We start from the raw sequence: 19717 nt of genomic DNA on the forward strand, positions 1-19717 counted from the left end.
TTCTTATCGGTCACGGATGATTCAGCGGCGCAAGCGAAGCCCACGTGGTGTTGCCGAGAAACCTGCTTCGGTCAGCGTCTTGGAGAAGTCCGTGCCGTGGATGTCGTGACCGTTGATCCTCTCGACCAGCAACTTGTCGACACCCCCGCGCCGGACGGTGGCTGCCAATGCGGTTGCTGCAGCGCCGATGTCCTCGGCATTTTCGCCGAACGTCAGCACCGACTTCCCGCCGCGTTCGACGAACATCGTCAATTCGCCTCGGACGAGAACGACCAATGCGCCGGCTTTGCGGCCCGGGCGATGCTTCGTCGTCTCGTCCGGCTTCTCTGTGCCACCGGCCTCGCCGCTGCCGGCTTTCGGCCAGGGCAGTGCGCCGCCGTAGGGGTTGGCCGGATCGCACGATGCGAGCACGACAGCGGTGGCGTTCTTCTTCGGTTCGTCGTAGCTGCGTAACCGGTCGACGACGTCGGAGGTGGAGAACTGAGCGCCACCGAGCGAATCGACGAAGTAGCCCCGCCGGCAGCGGCCGGAATCCTCGAATCCGGTCAGTACCTTGTACATCGTGGCGAATCCGCCGGGGACCCCTTCGTTCATCACCGAACCGCGGGTCACCACGCCGTAGCGCTCGAGCAGCACATCCGCGGTGGCGTGGGCGCGGACTGTGAGATCGGGTTCGAGTTCGGGCAATCGTGACCATCGACCGCCGGCCGTCGGTGGTCCCGTCCTGGTGGGCAGCGACGGCCGCTCGAACTGACGGTAGGAGCGCAGGCGTGGAGTTCGACGCGGTGCACGATGACTCGGAGCCGAGCGAGTGGCGGTGGAGTTCAACAGCGCTCGCAATGGCGCGAACGTGTCGTTGCTGAGCCGTCCGGCCCACACCAGCTCCCACAGCGCAGCCTGCAGAGCGGTGTCGTCAGTGCTACCGACGGTGTCGGAGAGCTGCCGGAAGAAGTACGCACCTCCGCCCGCGACTGCGTCCTGGATACGAATCTGCAATTCCGACAGATCGGATTCGGCGGCGGGCACCAAAGTCAGTGGCGCGGTGTCGGCCATGTGCAGGCTCACCCAGCCGTCCTTGGACGAGATTGCTCCGTGCCCCGCCCACAGAACTTCGCCGGTTGAGGTCAGCTCGTCGAGCATGGCGGGGGTGTAATCGGTCACTCGCGACGAGAGCACCAGCGATTCCCAGGCCGATGCCGGAACAGGAACGCCCGCAAGCTGTTCGATCACGGTTGCGACACCGTCGATTCCGCTCAGGCGTCGGCTGTCCACGTGCTGCCAGGCCGGCAGGAACCGGCCGAGCGTGGCAGTGGAGACGGGTTCGACTTCCTGCCGTGCCGCTGCGAGGGATCGACGCCGTAGTCTGCGAAGAACCTCGGCGTCGCACCACTCGCTTCCCGTGGCACCGGGACGGAATTCGCCTTCGACGACGCGTTTGTCGACGGCCAGCCTGCGCAGGACGTCGCGTACCACGGCGGTACCGACACCGAACCGCGCCGCAGCGTCGTCGAGGGTGAACGGTCCGTGGGTTCGGGCGTACCGGCTGATCAGGTCGACCAGCGGGTCGTCGACGGGTTCTATGAATGCGGCCGGGGTGCCGATGGGTAGTGGAACACCGAGTGCGTCGCGCAAGCGTGCCGCGTCCTCGATGGCCGCCCACCAGGTCTGTCCCGTGAACGAGACCTCCATCGCTCTCTTGGCATCGGCCAATTCGGTGAGCCACTGCGGGAATTCGTCGCCGTTGGTCCGCAGGCCGATTTCCTCGACGGTCAACGGGCCGAGCAGCCGCAGCAGATCCGCCACACCTTCGATGTCCTTGGCGTGTCTGTCCTCGGGCAGTCTCTGCAACTCGAGCTCGGTGGTGGTGATGACGGTGTCGTCCAGCAACTCTCGGAGCTCGACGCGGCCGAGCAACTCGGCCAGCAGTGCGGAGTCCAGTGACAGTGCAGCGGCCCGGCGCTCGGCGAGGGGGCTGTCGCCCTCGTACATGAAGGCGCCGACGTAGTTGAACAGCAGCGAATTGGCGAACGGTGACGGTGATGGTGTCTCGACGTCGACGATCCTGATCTGGCGCCGACCGATGCGGGCCAGGATGTCTTCGAGGGCGGGGAGGTCGTAGACGTCCTGCAGGCATTCGCGCACGGTTTCGAGCAGGATCGGGAACGTGGGGTACTTGCGAGCCACGTCGAGTAGCTGCGCCGAACGCTGCCGCTGTTGCCACAGCGGGGCTCGCTTACCCGGGTTGCGGCGGGGCAGAAGCAGTGCACGAGCGGCACATTCGCGAAATCTCGACGCGAACAATGCCGATCCGCCGACCTGCTCGGTGACGATGTCGGCAATCTCGTCGCGCTCGAACACGAACAGCTCTGCGCCGGGGGGCTGATCGTCGGTGTCGGGAAGTCGGACGATGATGCCGTCGTCGGAGGCCGTCGGTGCGGCGTCGATGCCGTAGCGCTCGATCAGCCTCGCGCCCACCGCGAGTGCCCACGGTGCGTGTACCTGTTGGCCGTAGGTGGAATGCAGTACCAGTCGCCAGTCGCCCAGTTCGTCACGGAACCGCTCGACGATCATCGTCTTGTCGGTGGGTAGCTGGCCGGTGGCCTCGAGTTGCTCGTCGAGCAATGCGATCAGGTTGTTCACCGCGTTGGCGTCGAGACCGTCGGTGCTCAGTCGCTCGGCCAGGTTGCTACGGTCGGTGGTGCTCCGCAGGAACTCGCCCAGTGCCTGTCCCAGTTCGGCCGGTCGACCGAGACCATCGCCGTGCCAGAACGGGAGCCTGCCCGGTTGGCCGTACGCCGGGCTGACCAACACTCGGTCGTGGGTGATCTCCTCGATGCGCCAGCTGGTGGCACCGAGCGCGAAGACATCGCCCACTCGTGATTCGTAGACCATCTCCTCGTCGAGTTCACCGACTCTGGACTGCTTTTCGCCGACCATGTAGACGGTGAACAATCCACGGTCGGGGATGGTTCCGCCTGAGGTGACCGCCAATCGCTGCGAACCGGGACGGCCGGTGAGGGTGTTTGCGTCGCGGTCCCACACGAGCCGTGGCCGTAGTTCCGCGAACTCGTCCGAGGGGTAGCGGCCCGAGAGCAGATCCAGGGTCGACTCGTAGGCGGATCTGGGCAGGGTGGCGAAACTGCCTGTGCGCCTAACGGAATCGAACCAGTCCTCGGCGTCGATGGGCTCGAGTGCGCACGCCGCGACGGTCTGTTGAGCCAGCACGTCGAGGGGGTTGGCGGGTACGAAAAGAGCCTCGATCTTGCCCGACGTCATGCGTTCGACGGTGACCGCACAGTGGATCAGGTCGGTGCGGTGTTTGGGGAACAGCACGCCCTTCGAGATCTCGCCGACCTGGTGCCCCGCGCGGCCGACGCGTTGGAGCCCGCTGGCCACCGACGGCGGTGCCTCGACCTGAACGACCAGATCGACTGCGCCCATGTCGATTCCGAGTTCGAGGCTGCTGGTGGCGACGACGCAGCGCAGCCTACCGGTCTTGAGGTCGTCCTCGATCAGCGCTCGTTGATCCTTGCTGACGCTGCCGTGGTGGGCCCGGGCCAACAACGGATCGGCACCGTGGTTCACGTCGTTGGGAGTACCGACCTGCGAGGGCGGCTTGTGCTGAGTGTCGACGCCGTCGCCGATCCGTTCGGCATACACCTCGTTCAGCCGCGCCGTGAGTCGCTCGGCGAGCCTTCGCGAGTTCGCGAATACGATGCACGAACTGTGCTCGAGGATGAGATCGACCATCTTCTCCTCGACGTGCGGCCAGATCGAGCCCTGCGCGGGGGGAGCAGCGGAGGTATCGGCGTTCGGATCGGTGACACCCAGTTCGGTCATGTCCTCGACGGGTACCTGGACCGTCAGGTCGAATGTTTTGGGGGCAGGCGGCGCGACGATCTCGATGGGAGCAGCACCGGCCAGGAACCGTCCGACCTCCTCGTGCGGGCGAACCGTCGCAGACAGGCCGATGCGTTGTGCGGGCTTGTCCAGCATGCCGTCGAGCCGTTCGAGCGACACCGCGAGGTGTGCGCCGCGCTTGGTGCCGGCCACGGCGTGTACCTCGTCGACGATCACGGTGTCGACCTCGGCGAGAATGTCTCGCGCTGCCGAGGTGAGCATGAGGAACAGCGACTCCGGGGTGGTGATGAGGATGTCCGGGGGAGTCTTGATCATGTTCCGACGGTCGGCCGCGCTGGTGTCACCGGAGCGCACGCCCACCGAGATGTCGGGTGGATCGAGGCCGAGTCGCTTGGCCGTCTGAGTGATACCGACCAGGGGTGCGCGCAGGTTGCGCTCGACATCGACCGCCAGCGCTTTGAGTGGCGAGATGTAGAGGACCTTTGTCTTGCGCTTGCTGTCCGCGCCCAGTTGCGCTAGTTCGTCCAGAGCCCACAGAAAAGCCGAGAGGGTCTTGCCCGATCCGGTCGGTGCGACGACGAGGGTGTGAGCGCCGCTCGAGATCGACGACCAGGCACCGAGCTGCGCGGAGGTGGGGGCCGGAAAAGCGCCGGTGAACCACTCACGAGTGGGCCGGGACAGCTTCTGCATCACCGACAGGTCTTCCGCGACGTCGGGGGTGCTGTGCCTGGCCATCTCATCATCATGCCCCGGGGCACCGACAGATAATCCCTTGCAGCTCGGAGGCGGTGTTGTTTCGTTCGATTCGGGTACCCCGACGGCATGACCGACGACCAAGAGATCATGCAGAAGATTTCCGCGAAACTCGACGCTCTGCTCGGCAGTAAGACCAACGGCCTGCAGAACGAGGTCCCCCCAGGGGCGAGCGTCCAGTCCGACGAGGACGACGCCGAGCAGGGGCCACTCGGTCGGGATTACCACCTGGCCAGCAAGTACGCGCAGGCGCTCGCGATCAACGAGCCGCAGGTGATCGACCGTGACGAGTTCGACCGGTTGGTTGCCGAATACGGCTGACCACACAAGACTCGTAGCGGTGGACCTGGCGAACCTCGCGGCGTCGGATCTACAGTCGATGGGGTGACCGAACGGAAGAAGCCAGGAGTCACGTTCGAGTCCTGGGTGGACAAGCAGATCCGACAGGCCCAGGACGAGGGTGCCTTCGACGGGCTCGAGGGGGCCGGTAAACCGATTCCGCTGGGCGATCCTCGGGACGAGCTGTGGTGGGTTCGCGGTTACCTGAAACGGGAGAATCTCCCGGCCGACGCGTTGTTGCCCACGGCGCTGCAACTTCGCAAGGAGATCGAGCGGCTGCCGGCCACGTTGATCGGCATCAGGCGCGAGGATTCGGTACGAGATGTACTGGACGAGTTGAATACTCGCATAGTCGACTGGATTCGGTTTCCGACGCCGCCGATTGTTCCGCTGGGACCGGTCGACGTCGATGCTTGGCTCGAAAAATGGCGAACCAACCGAGCCGAGGTCGACCGACTCGAGCGTGAGCACCGCTCGCAGTCGGTCGAACCAACGGCAGCCGCGACGCGTACCTCTGAAGGATCGTGGTGGACAAGAGTGCGTCGAACATTTACCTTGCGGCGCTGAGACCCGTTGTCGTAGTGGCCAGAGGCAGCGCTTCAGCGGCCGTCGAGACGAACGGAATACCGGCTGTTCCGTCGACCCGAACCTTCGACGGCAGCAACCCGTCGGAGTGCGTTGGTTCTTCCAACGTCGTCCAGCCGGTGGCCCGCTTGAGAATCCCGCCGATCAGAGTGTCCGACGCATGACGGGTTCCGCTACGTGCGGTGATCGGCGCGGTATCGAGCTCGACTCGCGCGAACCTCAAGGCCGCGTCAACGGCCTCGGTGGTCTGCGCCGCCGACGATCGGCCGCGTGGACCGGTGCTCAAGCCGTGGCCGGGTAGGTCGAGGACCACAACATCGACGCCTCCGGCAGCGATGTCAGCGGCCAACGGGGTGAGGTACCGCGCATGTAGTCCTGCGTCGGCGACCAGCACCACCGACTGCTCACACGCGGCTACCGCACGATGGATCTCGACGTGCACGCTTCCGTGACCGGTATCCAGCTGTCTATGTTCCACGTCCAGCGCGGCGACATCCGCTCGGTTCAGCGCGACAGCCTCCGATGCCGGGCGTAACGCTGCTTCACACGCCGTGTTGCGCGCCAGGGCGTCGCCACGTCGGAGCAGCGGCTTACCTTGCAGCAGAATCATCACCGCTGCACTCTCGTGGGCCGAGAGTGTCGGTGCCCAGCCGGTGGCTCGGCCGAGAGCCGAGGAATCGACGATGGGTTCGCCCGGTGTGACCCACTGACCGGAGAAGGGGGTGAGCCCCAGTCGGAACGCCACGTTCGCGACATGTGTTGCAGCTTTCTGCGGAACGTCGAACATCAACTGGCCCTGCATCGCTGCGAGTTCGCGCACACCGACCCAATCCACCGGACCCAGGTTGTACGGCCCGATGAGATCGGTCTTGGCCGCGCGGTGGAAGGCGTCGGCCATGTCGTCTTGATACAGGAATTGATACGACGCTCGATCCGCCTCCGGGAATGCACCGATCGGTCCGGTGAATTGGTCGATCCCGTCGTTGGCGAAGTCGGGTCCGATGATGTAGGTGCACCGCAACATGGAGATGGTCATCTCGCCGGGGTGCCGACGGAGCCACCACTCCGCGTAATGTTCGACCTCGGCCTTGTCGTAGAAGTAATAGCGATCGGGATCGCCTACGGGGTAGCTGTTCTCGGTGAGCGGCTCCGGAGCGATCTCCGCACCATATGCGTTGATGCTCGATGCGATCACCATTCTCGCGACGCCCGCTCGATACGCAGAATCGATGACGTTGCGTGAGCCGCGGAGGTTGATGTCGTGGGTCTCGGCCTTGTCCTTGAGCTCCTCGACCACGAACGCCAAATGCAGTACGACGTCGCATCCAGCGAACGTCTCGTCGAGGTCGGGAGAGCGAATGTCCGAGCGAAGCGAGGTGAACTTCGGATGCGTGATTCGGGCTGGGCGACGGGCTATTCCGATGACCGTGTCCACCTCGGGATCCTCGAACAGCCTCGGCAGTATCGCGGCCGCGAAGTCGCTGGTGGCTCCGGTGACCGCGATACGCAGACCGCGTGGCTCCTCGCTCATGCCGGCAATCCTGCGACCGCTTCCACTATCTGCTCGGTGGCGGTGGCCAATTGCTGTTCGGTGTGCGTGGCCATGACACACAGCCGAAGCAGGGCACCGGATTTTGGCACGGCTGGATGCAGTGCGGCGCTGGTGAAAATCCCTCGGTCGTACAACGTCTTCCACAAGCCCATGGCCACCAGATCGTCGCCCACGTGCAGTGCCACGATCGGTGAGGCCGTGTCACCGGTGAGGGTATTGGACCGTCCGGCCACATCGAGGCCTGCCGATTGCAGTCCGCCACGCAGGATTTCGGCGTTTTCGAGGACGCGTCGGGCACGGTCTTTGCCCTCCGCGCTGCGGATCAGGCGGACCGAAGCCAAGGCGGCACCCAGGGCGGCAGGCACACCGGAGGTCGTGAACAGGAAAGCGCGCGCCTTGATCCGAAGAGTGTCGATGAGATCACTCGAACCGGTGACGAAGCCGCCGGTGGAACTGGGGCTCTTGGAGAGCGACGCCATCGCAATGTCGACATCGTCGTTGATCTCGAACAGTTCGGCAGCGCCGGTGAGCTCGGGACCGTAGATGCCGAGGCTGTGAGCTTCGTCGACCATCAATGCCGCGTGATAGCGCAGGCAGAGATCCGATACAGCATCGAGCGGGGCGAGATCACCCTCCATGGAGTAGAGGCCGTCGACGATCACCAGAACGGCACCGTCGTCGACGACGGGCAGCTGCAGTTTCGCTTCCAGGTCGGCCATGTCGTTGTGCTTGAACTTGACCACTGTCGCGCCGGACAGAGCGCTGCCGTCGCGAATCGACGCATGCGCTGCCGAGTCGACGATGATCGTGTCGCCGGGTCCGACAATCGCGCTGATCGTCCCGAGATTTGTTTGATAGCCAGTGGTGAAGACCAAGGCATCCTCGGTCCCGTGCCACTGCGCGATCTCGTGCTCGAGTTCGACGTGCAGGTCCAGGGTGCCATTGAGCAATCGACTACCGGTCACGGCGCTACCGAACGTGTCCAATGCATGTTGGGCACCCTCGACGACCTTGGGGTGGTCGGCGATGCCGAGGTAATTGTTCGACCCGAGCATGATCTTGTCCTTGCCCTCGACCCGTACTACGGGCGCAACGGCGGACTCCATCTTTCGGAAATACGGGACGACATCTGCTTCCCGTACGGCGCGAAGAAGGTCGACTCGTTCGTCCCCGCCGAGCCGTTTGATCAGTCTGTTGACAACCATCGTGGACCAGAACTCCTCACAGAGTTGATTGTGGTTTGTCGCGAATTCATGAGTTGATTCGGAGCGAGCTGCACAGTCGATTGGTATTCGGCGGAAGAATATTCAATGCTTCAAAATGGGCTCTCGTAACGGAAATTGGTTGGTAAAAGCCTCCGGAAAAATAATCTGGGTATCTTTCCGCCCGTGAAATTTTACGATATCTTTAGTTTAACTTCCCAGGTCACAGGGTATTGTCGACGGTCAGCGCGAATTCACCTGCTCCACCGCTGTGTTTGTGGTTCTTCGGCCGATTTGTCGCGATCATGTGATGGTACAAATTGTCGAACCGCATTCAATTAGTGGCACACAATCGATTAGTGACACAAGGAGAAGAACTGTGACTGGATTAATGGTGCGCGAAAGAGAAACCCTCGAGAAGTACATGCCGGGTTTGATGCACTATCTGGACACAACCCCGCTGGACAAGCTCGAGTCCCGGGAATCGGACGCGATCGACAAGTTCCGAGAGTTCGGTGGTACCGGTTTGGTGGTCCCGGGCGAACTAGGCGGTCTCGGCGCTCCCGCCATCGACGCGGTCCGGGCGCAGCGGGCGATCGGGTCTCGCTCGCCCTCTCTCGGCGCGGGAACCACGATGCACCATCTGTCGCTCGCATCCCTGACCGAGTTCGCTCGCGATGCGACCGAGGACGACCGCGCCCTGATCAAGGGATTGGTCGAACAGAAGGCGATCGTCGCTTCCGGATTCTCCGAGGGTGTCACCGGAGGAAGTGTGTTCATTCCGACGATGACAGCCGTCAAGAAGGGCGACAACTACATCGTCAACGGAAGCAAGAAGCCGTGCAGTCTGGCCCGTTCGATGGACTTGCTCACCTGCAGTGTCGAGATCGACTCGGGTGACCGCGCCGTCGCGCTGATTCCGGCCAGCCTCCCGGGTATGAGTGTCAAGCCGTTCTGGACCACCGACATTCTGGCCGGCGCGCAAAGCGAAGAAGTGTTGCTCGAAGACGTCGAAGTGCCCGCAAGCCTGGTGCTGCCGAACAAGGACGACGATCCCGATGGCGTGCACGAGATGACCGGTTACCTCTGGTTCGGAATGCTGATCTCTGCCAACTACATCGGTGCAGCGACGTCTCTGCTCGAGCGGATGATCGAGCAGAACAAGGGCGACTACGAGGGCTACGTTCGGGCGGCAGCCGAACTCGAGGTATCCATGGCGGCTATCGAGAACGTCGCCCGCGCTTTCGACGAAGGTGAACGCGGACAGGACATTTCGGTGAAACTGTTGTTCAATCGCTTCGCGATACGTGACGCACTCGTCCGTAGTAGTTCGGCTGCCATCGAATCGCTCGGCGGAATCGGCTTCATCAAGTCACCCGAGATAGCGTACGTGGCTTCGGCATTGCACGCCTTCGCATTTCATCCGCCATCACGACGATCCATTTCGGAGACCCTGGCTCGCTTCCACGCGGGTGAGGATTTCGCCTTCGTCAAGTAGCGGTCAGTCTTCGGTGCGTTCTTCCTCGTTCAGTTTGTCCTCGCCCCGGTTGCGGAAGAACTTGAACCCGGGGATGCCGATCACTGCGCGTCGGACATCTTTGGTGACTCCGAGCAACTCGTGGATCTCGGGCGACACGGTGTCGAGGGTGGCAAGGATGGGGAGCAGAGCTTCCATGTGATCGAGAAGGCCGGGCAATTGATCGACCATGGCGATGGCGGCGTCGACCTCTTCGTCGGACAGGTTGTCGATGAACCTGCGCGCCATGGGCTCGGCCTGCTTGGCGATCGGATCGAACATTTCGATCAGCTCGAGCGCAGTGTGTGAGGCGACCGATGCCGACGCGACGACCTCGTCCGCGGCACCGGTCGTTCTCTGCACATTGGCAACAACCGCGTCGGCCGAGTCGATCAACCCGTCGATGCGTGTCATCAATGTCTCTATGTGGTTCATCAGTGCTTCGATTCGGCCGGGCAGGGTAAGCGCGAATTCGGTTGTGGTGAGCATCCAGCTCACACCGACCCGCGCCACCGCGACTCCGCGCCGGAGCACCGTTTCGGTACCGAGTGGATCGGGGAGCACCACACCTGCCAACACCAGAGCCATAGGAGCGACAATGCCACACCGACACCACGCCCCGAGTGCCGTTAGCCTCGTAGCATGAGAGCTCTTGTCACCGGTGCCAGCGGATACATCGGGTCGCGGCTGGTGGCAGCTCTGCTGGCAGACGACACCGATGTCGTCGTCGGGTCACGTACCCCGAGCAATCTGCGCACTTTCGACTATTACGACTCCGTCACCGCTGTATCGCTCGATGTCACCGACCAGCAGTCGTGTGCGGATGCGTTCGCAGAATCCGGGCCCATCGACATTGCGTACTACCTGGTGCACGCCATCGGTGAGTCCGACTATCGTGCGCAGGATCGGCGGTCCGCCGAACAGTTCGCCGCAGCTGCGGCCCGGGCGGGTGTGCAGCGGATCGTGTATCTGGGTGGTTTCGTACCCGACGACGACCACCTCTCCGAGCATCTCGCCAGTCGTGCTGACGTGGGAGAAGCGCTGACGGTGGACGGCGTCGAGTTGGTCTGGCTCCGTGCGGCCATCGTCATGGGGGCCGGTTCGACGTCCTACGAGATGTTGCGTTACCTCGCCGACCGCTTGCCGGTACTGCCGCTGCCGAGCTGGCTCGCCGAGCCCGTGCAGCCGATCGCCGTCGACGACGTATTGCACTATCTGGTGGCGTCCGCGGACGCCGAGACGGTGCCGGCGGGCTCGTACGACATCGGCGGGCCGGACGTGGTGCCGTATCGCGATCTGGTGTTCGCGTACGTCGAAGCTGCCGGTCTTCAGCGGATCGGGGTGCCGGTGCCGTTCGTACCGACCTCGCTCGCAGGCAAAGTGATAGGCCTGATCATTCCGGTTCCGGGTGGGCTCGCCGAGGATCTGGTGGGGTCGTTGCACAACACGATGACGACGTCGGAGAGCCGGATACGTGACCTCGTTCCCGACCCTCCACGGGGTTTGACCACCATCGCAGACGCCATGGCCCGTAGTGTGCGAGGCATGGTCGGTGAGCCTCCCGGTGTGTGCGCGCTGAAGGATCCGCTTCGGCTGGCGAACACGGACGCGGCGTGGAGCGGCGGCGACGCCTTGGGAGTCCGGCGCCGCGGTGTGGCAGCGTCCTCGGACCGTACCTGGGGCTTGATCGAAGCCCTCGGCGGGCGGCGACTGCTGTCCTCGAAGCCCGTCGCGGCAGCGGTGCGAACCAACCTGGACGTGGTGGCCGGTGTGAACCGACGCGTGACGTCGGCCGTGCGTCGCTTGACCGATACCGAGGAGGCGTGATGGGAACGTGGTCCACGACCGCACTCAACGTGATGAAGTCCGCTCTGGTCGATCCCGTCGAGCGAGACCACCGACAGTCCGACGCAGCGTTCCGTAAGCGGCGCATCGTCGTGTTGATCACATTGGTGATCGGTGCCACGGTGCTCTACTTCTCGCTCAAGGTCGAGCCGGGCGATCCGGTGTTCTACGCGCTGACGCTGCTGCTGGCGGCGGTGTGGACGGTGGGCGGATTTCTGTCGGGCCCATTGCATCTCGGGCGTATTCAGGTCGGGGGATCGATCAGGCGGCCGATTGTCACGCCCATCCTCATCGGTCTCGCCGTAGGCGGGGTGTTCATGCTCGGCGGTCTCGTGGTGCGTCAGATTCCGCCGCTGGCCGACTTCACCGAGAACGTGCTCGCGCACGCCAGGGTGGGCTCGCTGGTGCTGATCGTCTTCATCGCGCTGCTCAACGGCGTCGCGGAGGAGATTTTCTTCCGCGGAGCGTTGTACGCGGCGATCGGCGTCAAGAACCCGGTGATCATCTCGACCGTCGTGTACGCGATCGCCACTCTCGCGTCCGGCAATCCGATGCTCGGGTTCGCCGCTGTGCTGCTGGGATACGTAATGGGCCTTCAGCGGCGTGCATCGGGTGGAATCCTGGCACCGATCCTCACGCACGTCAGTTGGTCGGCCGTCATGGTCCTCGCACTGCCCCCACTGTTCGTGTGATCGCCGATGTTCGACGGGAAAGAGGCGTGAACACCGATTCGGTCGGCAGAAACGGTCCTGCGTGCTGATTCCTTCCGGAACTGGGCTAGATTGCGCAGGTGAGTGAAAATCTCGATCGCGTCGATCGTCTGATCATCGACGAGCTGGTGTCCGACGGCCGCGCTACGTTGGCGACGCTGGCGGAAAAGGCGTCCTTGTCCGTGTCGGCCGTCCAATCCAGAGTCCGACGGCTCGAGTCGCGGCGCGTGATTCGTGGCTACACCGCCCAAGTGGATCCCGAAGCTCTGGGTCGGCCGTTGTCGGCCTTCGTGGCCATCACTCCCATCGATCCGGCCCAACCCGATGACGCTCCCGCCAGGCTGAAGCACCTCTCGGCCATCGAATCATGCCATTCGGTTGCAGGCGAGGAAAGCTACGTGCTGTTGGTGCGGGTCGAGTCACCCCGTGCACTCGAGCGGCTACTGCAGGAAATCAGGGCCACCGCCAACGTGCAGACACGCAGCACCATCATTCTGCAGACGTTCTACGATCGCTGACGGCCCGCCACACGCGGTCCGAGGACATTGGTAGGTCGTACAGCCTCGCCCCCACGGCATCACGGATGGCGTTTGCCAGCGCAGGAGCGACCGGGTTGTACGGAGACTCGCTCATCGACTTCGCACCGAAAGGGCCCAACCGGTCGTAGGTGTCGGCGAACAGAACTTCGGTCCGCGGAATGTCCGCGAACTGCGGAACGTGATAGCTCCGGATGGTATCGGTGGTGACCAGACCGGCACCGTCGGTGCGGATTTCCTCGTACAGGGCGCTGCCGATGGCCTGCGCAACGCCGCCTTCCACCTGACCGCGGCACTGCTGGGGGTTCATCACAGTTCCGGCATCCGCGCTCTGCACCGAGTGCAGAATCCGCACGGTGCCGGTCTCCTCGTCCACCGCCACCCGGAAGGCCTGGACGTTGAAGGCCAGCGATCGCGGTAGCCCGCCGCTGTTGCCCTCGGTGACCAGCGATCCGCCCGCCGTCGCCAGGATGTCGTCGAGGGTGACGAACCGATCGCCGCACCGCACGCCTTCGGGACCCAGGATGCAGTCCGAGTTACGTTGTCCGGCAACGGTTGCCGCGATATCGACGATCCGCGCAGACAGGGCGCGTACTGCCGCGTACAGAGCCTTGCCCGCAACCACGGTGCCGGCCGAACCGAAGGCTCCGGTGTCGTAGGTGGTGGAATCGGTGTCGGACTGATCGACCTCGATGCGATCGACCGAGGTGCCCAACTCGCTCGCTGCGATCTGGGTGTGCACGGTAGTGGTGCCGTTCCCGAATTCTGCTGTCCCGACGCGTATCTCGTACCGACCCTCGGGCAGCAGTGCTACGGAAGTCTCGGCGCGATGACCGCGTGGTGGAATGGTTGCGATCATCGCCACCGCCATTCCTTCGCCGACTTTCCATCCTGTCGGGGCATGCTCACCGTTGCCGCGTCGCAGAGCTGCCTGGGCCAGGTCGATGCACTGATCGAGGCCGTAACTTCCGAACTGCAGGTCGTCTTCCTCTAAATGCGCGGCGACGATGTCGTCGCCGGGGACGATCACGTTGCGCCGGCGAAACTCGAACGGATCGACGTCGATCTCTCTCGCAAGGTCGTCCATTGCCGATTCGATCGCGAACATCACCTGTCCCAGTCCGTAGCCACGGAACGCTCCGGACGGAATGTTGTTGGTGTAGACGGTTTTCGCATCGACTCGCTTGTTGGCGCACCGGTAGATCGCGACGGACTCGCCGCACCCGTGGAACATCACTCCGGCACTGTGATTGCCGTAGGCCCCGGCATCGGTGAGAACGTCGATCGACAACGCGGTCAACGTGCCGTCGGCACTCGCGGCAGCGGTGACGTCGACCCGGAACGGGTGCCGACACGGGGACACCGTGAACTCGTCGGTCCGGGTGAACTCGAATTGCACGGGTCGACCGGTGCGGAGCACTGCCAGCGCCACGACGTCCTCGGTCAGCAACTCCTGCTTACCGCCGAAGCCGCCGCCGACACGTGCGGTGAACACCCGCACCCGCTCGCGTGGAAGGCCGAAGATCTGGCAGATCTCGTCACGTACCAGGAACGGAACCTGAGTGCTGGTGCGCAGATTCAGCTTCCCCGTCTCGTCCAGCCACCCGATGGTGCCGTGGGTCTCCAGGTGCACGTGTTGAACCCGCTGCGTCGTCCACCGTCCGGTGACCACCGCCGCTGCGTCTCGGACCGCTGCGTCGACGTCTCCGGTGCTGCCGTGCAACTCTGCCACCAGGTTTCGTGACGGATCCGCAATTCGAGCGGCGGCATCCTTGTCGCCGTGGATCTTCGGCGCGTCGGGTTCGAGCGCGGATTCGGGATCGAACACTGCGGGTAGCACGTCGTACTCGACATCGAGGGCGCGGCACCCTTCCTCCGCGGCAGCGACCGAATCTGCGACCACGATCGCGACCCGCTGGCCGATGAACCGTACGACGGTGTCGAGCACGTGGGTGTCGTCGGGATCGTCGACGCGGCGATCGTGGCGTGCAGTCGAAAATGCAGTCGGGGGGCTGTCTTTCGCGGTGAGGACCAGCACAACCCCGGGCACCCGCTCCGCGGCAGTGACGTCGACGGTGACGATGCGCGCGTGCGGGTGCGGACTGCCGAGCACCGTGGCATGCAGTAGTCCCGGAGGTGCGTGATCGAGGGTGTAGGGCTCGGTTCCGGTGACGATCCGGGCACTGGCGGGTGCAGCGACGGACCGCCCGCAGGCCGGTCCGTCGACGGCTTTCTCGGTGTTCACCACACCACCTACTGCGTCGGCTATGGCCCGGTACCCGGTGCAGCGGCACAGATTCCCTTTGAGCCGCTCGGGGAGTTCGTCCATATCGTTCTCGGTCAGGGTCGATGCAGTGACGACCATTCCTGCTGTGCAGAACCCACACTGGAAACCGGCGGCCTCGACGAAGCGACTCTGCATGGGATGCAGGTCTTCCGGAGTCCCGAGCCCGGAAACGGTGGTCACGGACCTGTTGGCGGCACGGAATGCGGGGAAAATACAGGAATGCACCGGTTCACCGTCGACGAGCACCGAACATGCTCCGCAATCGCCCGCGTCGCAGCCTTTCTTCACTTCGAAGTGTTCGTGTTCGCGCAGCATGGTTCGCAGGCACTGGCCCGGCCGCGGATCGACGTCGGTCGGTACACCGTTGATGTCGACGATCATGACAACTCCTCGCGAATCTGCTGGGCTGCAGTACAACTGATGTGTCGACGCCAGTCCGGCGCACCGTGGGGGTCGTCGTACCAATGCTCGGGACCGATTGCCGCGGCAATCGTGTCGTCGAGCTCGGCGGCCGTCGGCAGAGCGGGAAAGCGAAGTACGAACGGGCGGACGGTCGATGCGCTGACCGTCAGCACGAACTCGCCGCCGGCGTCGACCCGCCCGATGACCACCGCGGCCGATCGGCCGAGTGGCGACAGCGCGAGCGTGCGTATCGCGGTCCTCGCCTCGAGTGCACGCCGTGGAATCTCTATGCTGCGCAACACGTCCCCAGGGCGAAGGGCGTTGGTGTGCGGTCCGGTGATCAGCTCGTCGATAGCGATGTCGTAGTCGTGTTCGGGACCGTCTGCCGACCACACCTGCCCGATGCCGTCGAGGGCTGCGGTCACCGAGATCATCGCGCCGGCGGGCAGGGCCAACGCGATGTTGCCACCGACGGTGGCGGTCTTCCAGATCTTGAACGAGGCCAACAGTGCTGCGGCGCAGCGAGGAAACAGTGCGGCCGCAGGCCAGGGCGAATCGAATCGTGCCAGCGTCTCGATCGTGCACGTGGCGGCGATCTCGAGCCCGGCCTCGGTGACCGTCAACGGCTCCCAGCCCAAGGCGGTGATGTCGACGAGGGTACTCAGATGATCCTGCTTCTCCGAGAACAACCAGGTACCACCTGCGAGTACTGCGGTGTCCGCGCGTCCCGGCGGCAGGTCCGACCGGGAGTCGGGAAGCAGAATGCTGTCGACAGTGCCGAGATCCATGGTCTTCGTTCACCTCATCCTCGCCGGGAGCGTCCACCGCGCCGGCAGGTCCACCACCCGATGTGTCACCTCGAACTGTAGTGAGTTTCTGTTACCGATCCGCGGTGGTCCGGCGATCCGTCCGAAACTCGGCGGAAACAACACGCACCTAGGGTTGCCTCGAACGAGCGCAGCAATGCCGAGCCGGGGGAGGGCAACAGTGCAGGTCAAGGACTTGCTCGACGCCTCAGGGCTCTGCATTCGATTACTCACCTCCGACCCCGATGCGCTGGCACGTACGTTGCGGTGGACGTACACCACCGATCTGCCGGATCCGTCGCGCTACATCGCCGGCGGTGAACTGGTCATCACCGGCCTCGTATGGCGTCGAACGCCGGCCGACAGCGAGGTGTTCGTCCGAGCTGTCGCAGAATCCGGGGCCTCGGCGCTGGCGGCGGGGGAGGGTTTGCTCGGCCATATTCCAGCAGATCTGATCGACGCCTGCGAGCGGCACGGACTTCCTCTGCTCGCTGTGCCGGACAATGTCTCGTTCGGCGAGGTCACCGAGTTTCTCGTCGGGCGAGTCACCGGTGATCGAATTGCCTCGCTCAACAACTCCCTCGTTCGGCACCGCCAACTGCTCACCGCGGTCGCGGACGGTAGGGCCCTCGACGAGCTGGCCCTGCACACCTCGAGGGAAACGGGCATGGCATGCCTGATCTTCACCGCTACCGGACGCCGGTTGGTAGCCGAAGTCGTCGCGTTCTCCGATGCCGACGTCGACACCTTGACACACGCCGCGCTGTCCTCCGAAAGGCTGCCCACGACAACGACTCTCAGTGATGGCGAGCCGTACAGCATTTTCGGGATCGGCCCGTCGCTCGCGCAGAGAACCACGCGGTGGTTCCTCGCGGTGGCGGGAGACATGGACACGTTCCTTCCCGCGATCTCGGACGCGTTCGGTCAGCTGGCAGCCATCGCCGCCCTCGATCGCGCTCGACGTGAGGAAGGACGGCTGGTCCGGCGCGAAATAGCAGACCAGGCCGTGGCATTGCTCGAAGCCGACAGCAGCAGGCCCGAGGCGCTGACTCGGCTGCGTCAGGCAGCCGTCGATCCAGATCGTTCGCTGGTCGTCATCAGGATCGTGCACAGCGGCAAGGTCGATCTGCGCGAGGTGTTGCGGACGGTGCTCAGTGACACTCTGACCTCTTTCGGTGGCGGCTGCGTCGGTGCCAGCACACACGGCGACATCGTCGGGATCGTGAACACCGAAGATCCCCACATCGCGCATACCCTCCGAACCCGATTGTCCCGCCTGGGTTCCGGTATCGGTCGCAGCCGCCTGCTCGTGGGCGTCAGCTCGGAGGCCACCGGACTGACCATCGACGGCGCGCTGCGTTCGGCCCGGCACGCCCTCGACATGAGCAGGCAGGGGACCGGCCCCGTCACGGTGACCACGGGTGCGCAGCTGACGTCGGCAGTGTCGATGCTGTCGGCACTGCCCGACGACGTGCGTCGATCTTTCGTCGAGCATGTTCTGGCTCCCCTGCTCGAGTACGACCGGCGCGCCGACGCCGGTCTGATCGACACACTTCGTGAGTTTCTTGCCACCGGCGGATCCTGGAACCGAACCGCCGACTCGTTGCACGTGCACCTCAACACCGTCCGGTATCGAATCAAGCGTGTCGAGGAACTGCTCGGCCGCGACCTGGGCTCCACCGAGGACAGACTGGACGTCTACCTCGCTCTGCAATCCATCCCTCGGTCGTCGGCCACGGGGGCGGCATAGGATCGAGGAATGACAGGCTTCACCGGAATCCCTTTCGCTGCGCTGGACTTCTACGAGGACCTCGAGGCCGACAACAGCAAGCTCTGGTGGAACGAGCACAAAACGGTCTACGAGAACGCGGTCAAGGGGCCGATGACGGCGTTGCTCGCGACACTGGAACCGGAGTTCGGTACTGCCAAGGTCTTCCGCCCCTACCGTGACGTTCGCTTCTCCAAGGACAAGACCCCGTACAAGACTCATCAGGGCGGATTTGTCGCTCGCGGTGACAGTCTGGGCTACTACGTCCAGATCGACCCCGCCGGATTGTTCGTCGCCGGAGGCTTCTACAACTCCTCGACCGACGGTGTTGCCCGCTATCGCCGCACCGTCGACGACGACGTGCGCGGAGCCGAGCTCGAGCGGATATTGGCGACGTTGACCAAGGCCGGATACGAGATCGGGGGAGACAAACTCAAGACCAAGCCGCGGGGATACGAGCTCGATCACCCGCGCATCGACCTTCTGCGCCACAAGTCACTCACCGCGGGTAAGCATTTCGGCTCACCCGAGTGGCTGAAGACACCGAAAGCCGCGACGAAGGTGCGCGACGCCTGGCGGGCGCTCACCCCGTTGGTGGAGTGGACCGCGGCGCTGCACACGTGAGCGCAGCGCTCTATCCAACGACAGAGTAAGTCCGCCAGGCACTTCCGGCGTCCGGGGCATCCTCACGCTCGACGGTTGCCTGAATCAGACCGTACGGCCGATCGTCCGCGTTGAACACCTCGAGGTTGTTCTCGATACCGAACTTGCCCAGGTCGTAGACGAAGTGGTGCTTGTTCGGGGCCGACATCGAGATCTCGGCGATGAACGGATACTTCTCCAGCACCGCCTCGCCCATGGCGTACAACGTCTGCTGCAGCGCCAAGGACTGCAGATTGGCGAACCGTTCGATCATGGCGGCCTTCACCCCGGCGTACACCTCGTCCCACTCGACATCGGTTGTCGTGTAACGCCATTGGGCGGTCAGTGACGTCGCCATCACACGGTCGGTGGTGGGCTCGAGTATCGTCAGGTCGTCCTCGAGGAAGCCGTGGAACTCCGAACCCGTCGACTTCAGGATCACCATTTCCTTGAAGCCGCTGATCACCCACGTCCGCTGGGCATCACCCTTGCCTTCGACGGTCACTGCCGACGTGCGGATCTCCTCACCCTTGCGTGTCCACGTGTGATCGTGCTCGACGCCGTCGATCACCGCTCGAGCCCAGGCGTACTCCTCGAGCTCGATGCGGGCACCGTCGACGGGCTCGACGTCGTCGACGTAGTGGCGAGCCAAATCGAGGCCGTAACTCTCCAGGTGCAGTAGGCCTTTGGTCTTGGCGTACGCGTACGCGGTCTGCTTCTGGGTGTCGGTAGGCAGCACGTTGGATTGATCACCCACCAGATGTGCGGGGGAGAAGTTACCGCGCAGCGCGCTCGACACGTTGATGTCGTGAATTTCGTGCCGCGGCGAGTCTCGATAGATCCGCACCACGCGGTTCTCCGCCTTGCCGTACTGATTGGATCCGAGGACGATCTTGCCGGTCAGGTCGGTCAT

The 19717-nt window shown here is 64.0% G+C and carries 15 protein-coding genes; 8 read left to right on the forward strand and 7 right to left on the reverse strand.

What is annotated here, in order from left to right:
- Nucleotides 1–21: 21 nt before the first annotated feature.
- A complete protein-coding gene (locus AC5WEY_RS11510) occupies nt 22–4596 on the reverse strand; it encodes an ATP-dependent helicase (RefSeq protein WP_495645993.1) in 4575 nt (1524 codons plus the stop codon).
- Between the two features lie 87 nt (nt 4597–4683).
- Here AC5WEY_RS11510 and AC5WEY_RS11515 point away from each other — a divergent pair, with 87 nt between their 5' ends.
- Entirely contained in the window at nt 4684–4935 is a 252-nt protein-coding gene (locus tag AC5WEY_RS11515) for a modification methylase HgiDII (protein WP_495645994.1), read from the forward strand.
- A gap of 63 nt (nt 4936–4998) precedes the next feature.
- Complete coding sequence (locus AC5WEY_RS11520; protein WP_495645995.1) at nt 4999–5520, forward strand: DnaJ family domain-containing protein; 522 nt, start codon at nt 4999–5001, stop codon at nt 5518–5520.
- Here the strand turns inward: AC5WEY_RS11520 and AC5WEY_RS11525 are convergent.
- Together AC5WEY_RS11525 and AC5WEY_RS11530 are read right to left on the reverse strand one after the other, a co-directional pair.
- Nucleotides 5504–7069: an NAD-dependent epimerase/dehydratase family protein gene (locus tag AC5WEY_RS11525; RefSeq protein ID WP_495645996.1), complete on the reverse strand. Its 1566-nt coding sequence runs from the start codon at nt 7067–7069 to the stop codon at nt 5504–5506. The genes AC5WEY_RS11520 and AC5WEY_RS11525 overlap by 17 nt on opposite strands.
- Nucleotides 7066–8295 carry an aminotransferase class I/II-fold pyridoxal phosphate-dependent enzyme gene (locus AC5WEY_RS11530; RefSeq protein ID WP_495645997.1) on the reverse strand — a complete coding sequence of 410 codons (1230 nt, stop codon included), beginning with the start codon at nt 8293–8295 and terminating at the stop codon, nt 7066–7068. Before AC5WEY_RS11530 ends, AC5WEY_RS11525 begins: the two co-directional genes overlap by 4 nt.
- Nucleotides 8296–8671: 376 nt before the next feature.
- On the opposite strand from AC5WEY_RS11530, the gene AC5WEY_RS11535 reads away from it, so the two are divergent.
- A complete protein-coding gene (locus tag AC5WEY_RS11535; protein WP_495645998.1) occupies nt 8672–9790 on the forward strand; it encodes an acyl-CoA dehydrogenase family protein in 1119 nt (372 codons plus the stop codon).
- A 3-nt stretch (nt 9791–9793) separates the two neighbouring features.
- Here AC5WEY_RS11535 and AC5WEY_RS11540 read toward each other — a convergent pair whose 3' ends face one another.
- Entirely contained in the window at nt 9794–10396 is a 603-nt protein-coding gene (locus AC5WEY_RS11540) for a ribulose 1,5-bisphosphate carboxylase large subunit (RefSeq protein ID WP_495645999.1), read from the reverse strand.
- A 54-nt stretch (nt 10397–10450) separates the two neighbouring features.
- On the opposite strand from AC5WEY_RS11540, the gene AC5WEY_RS11545 reads away from it, so the two are divergent.
- From AC5WEY_RS11545 to AC5WEY_RS11555, 3 genes are all read left to right on the forward strand, one after another.
- Entirely contained in the window at nt 10451–11635 is a 1185-nt protein-coding gene (locus AC5WEY_RS11545) for an NAD(P)H-binding protein (RefSeq protein ID WP_495646000.1), read from the forward strand.
- Nucleotides 11635–12345, forward strand: a complete 711-nt coding sequence (locus AC5WEY_RS11550) for a CPBP family intramembrane glutamic endopeptidase (RefSeq protein WP_057475558.1) — start codon at nt 11635–11637, stop codon at nt 12343–12345. The genes AC5WEY_RS11545 and AC5WEY_RS11550 overlap by 1 nt, the downstream gene beginning before the upstream one ends.
- A 98-nt stretch (nt 12346–12443) precedes the next feature.
- On the forward strand, nt 12444–12881 hold the full coding sequence (locus AC5WEY_RS11555; RefSeq protein WP_032376860.1) for an Lrp/AsnC family transcriptional regulator: 438 nt from the start codon (nt 12444–12446) through the stop codon (nt 12879–12881).
- On the opposite strand, the gene AC5WEY_RS11560 is transcribed toward AC5WEY_RS11555, so the two are convergent.
- Together AC5WEY_RS11560 and AC5WEY_RS11565 are read right to left on the reverse strand one after the other, a co-directional pair.
- Nucleotides 12853–15567 carry a molybdopterin-dependent oxidoreductase gene (locus AC5WEY_RS11560; RefSeq protein WP_495646001.1) on the reverse strand — a complete coding sequence of 905 codons (2715 nt, stop codon included), beginning with the start codon at nt 15565–15567 and terminating at the stop codon, nt 12853–12855. The genes AC5WEY_RS11555 and AC5WEY_RS11560 overlap by 29 nt on opposite strands.
- Nucleotides 15564–16376, reverse strand: a complete 813-nt coding sequence (locus AC5WEY_RS11565; protein WP_495646002.1) for an FAD binding domain-containing protein — start codon at nt 16374–16376, stop codon at nt 15564–15566. The genes AC5WEY_RS11560 and AC5WEY_RS11565 overlap by 4 nt, the downstream gene beginning before the upstream one ends.
- 199 nt (nt 16377–16575) lie before the next feature.
- Between AC5WEY_RS11565 and AC5WEY_RS11570 the strand changes: the two genes are divergently transcribed.
- Nucleotides 16576–18144 carry a PucR family transcriptional regulator gene (locus AC5WEY_RS11570; RefSeq protein ID WP_495646003.1) on the forward strand — a complete coding sequence of 523 codons (1569 nt, stop codon included), beginning with the start codon at nt 16576–16578 and terminating at the stop codon, nt 18142–18144.
- A 9-nt stretch (nt 18145–18153) separates the two neighbouring features.
- Nucleotides 18154–18786: a DUF2461 domain-containing protein gene (locus AC5WEY_RS11575; RefSeq protein WP_495646004.1), complete on the forward strand. Its 633-nt coding sequence runs from the start codon at nt 18154–18156 to the stop codon at nt 18784–18786.
- Nucleotides 18787–18796: 10 nt separating this feature from the next.
- Here AC5WEY_RS11575 and pucL read toward each other — a convergent pair whose 3' ends face one another.
- Complete coding sequence (gene pucL, locus AC5WEY_RS11580) at nt 18797–19717, reverse strand: factor-independent urate hydroxylase (protein ID WP_495646005.1); 921 nt, start codon at nt 19715–19717, stop codon at nt 18797–18799.

Source organism: Rhodococcoides sp. S146-33, from assembly GCF_059489205.1.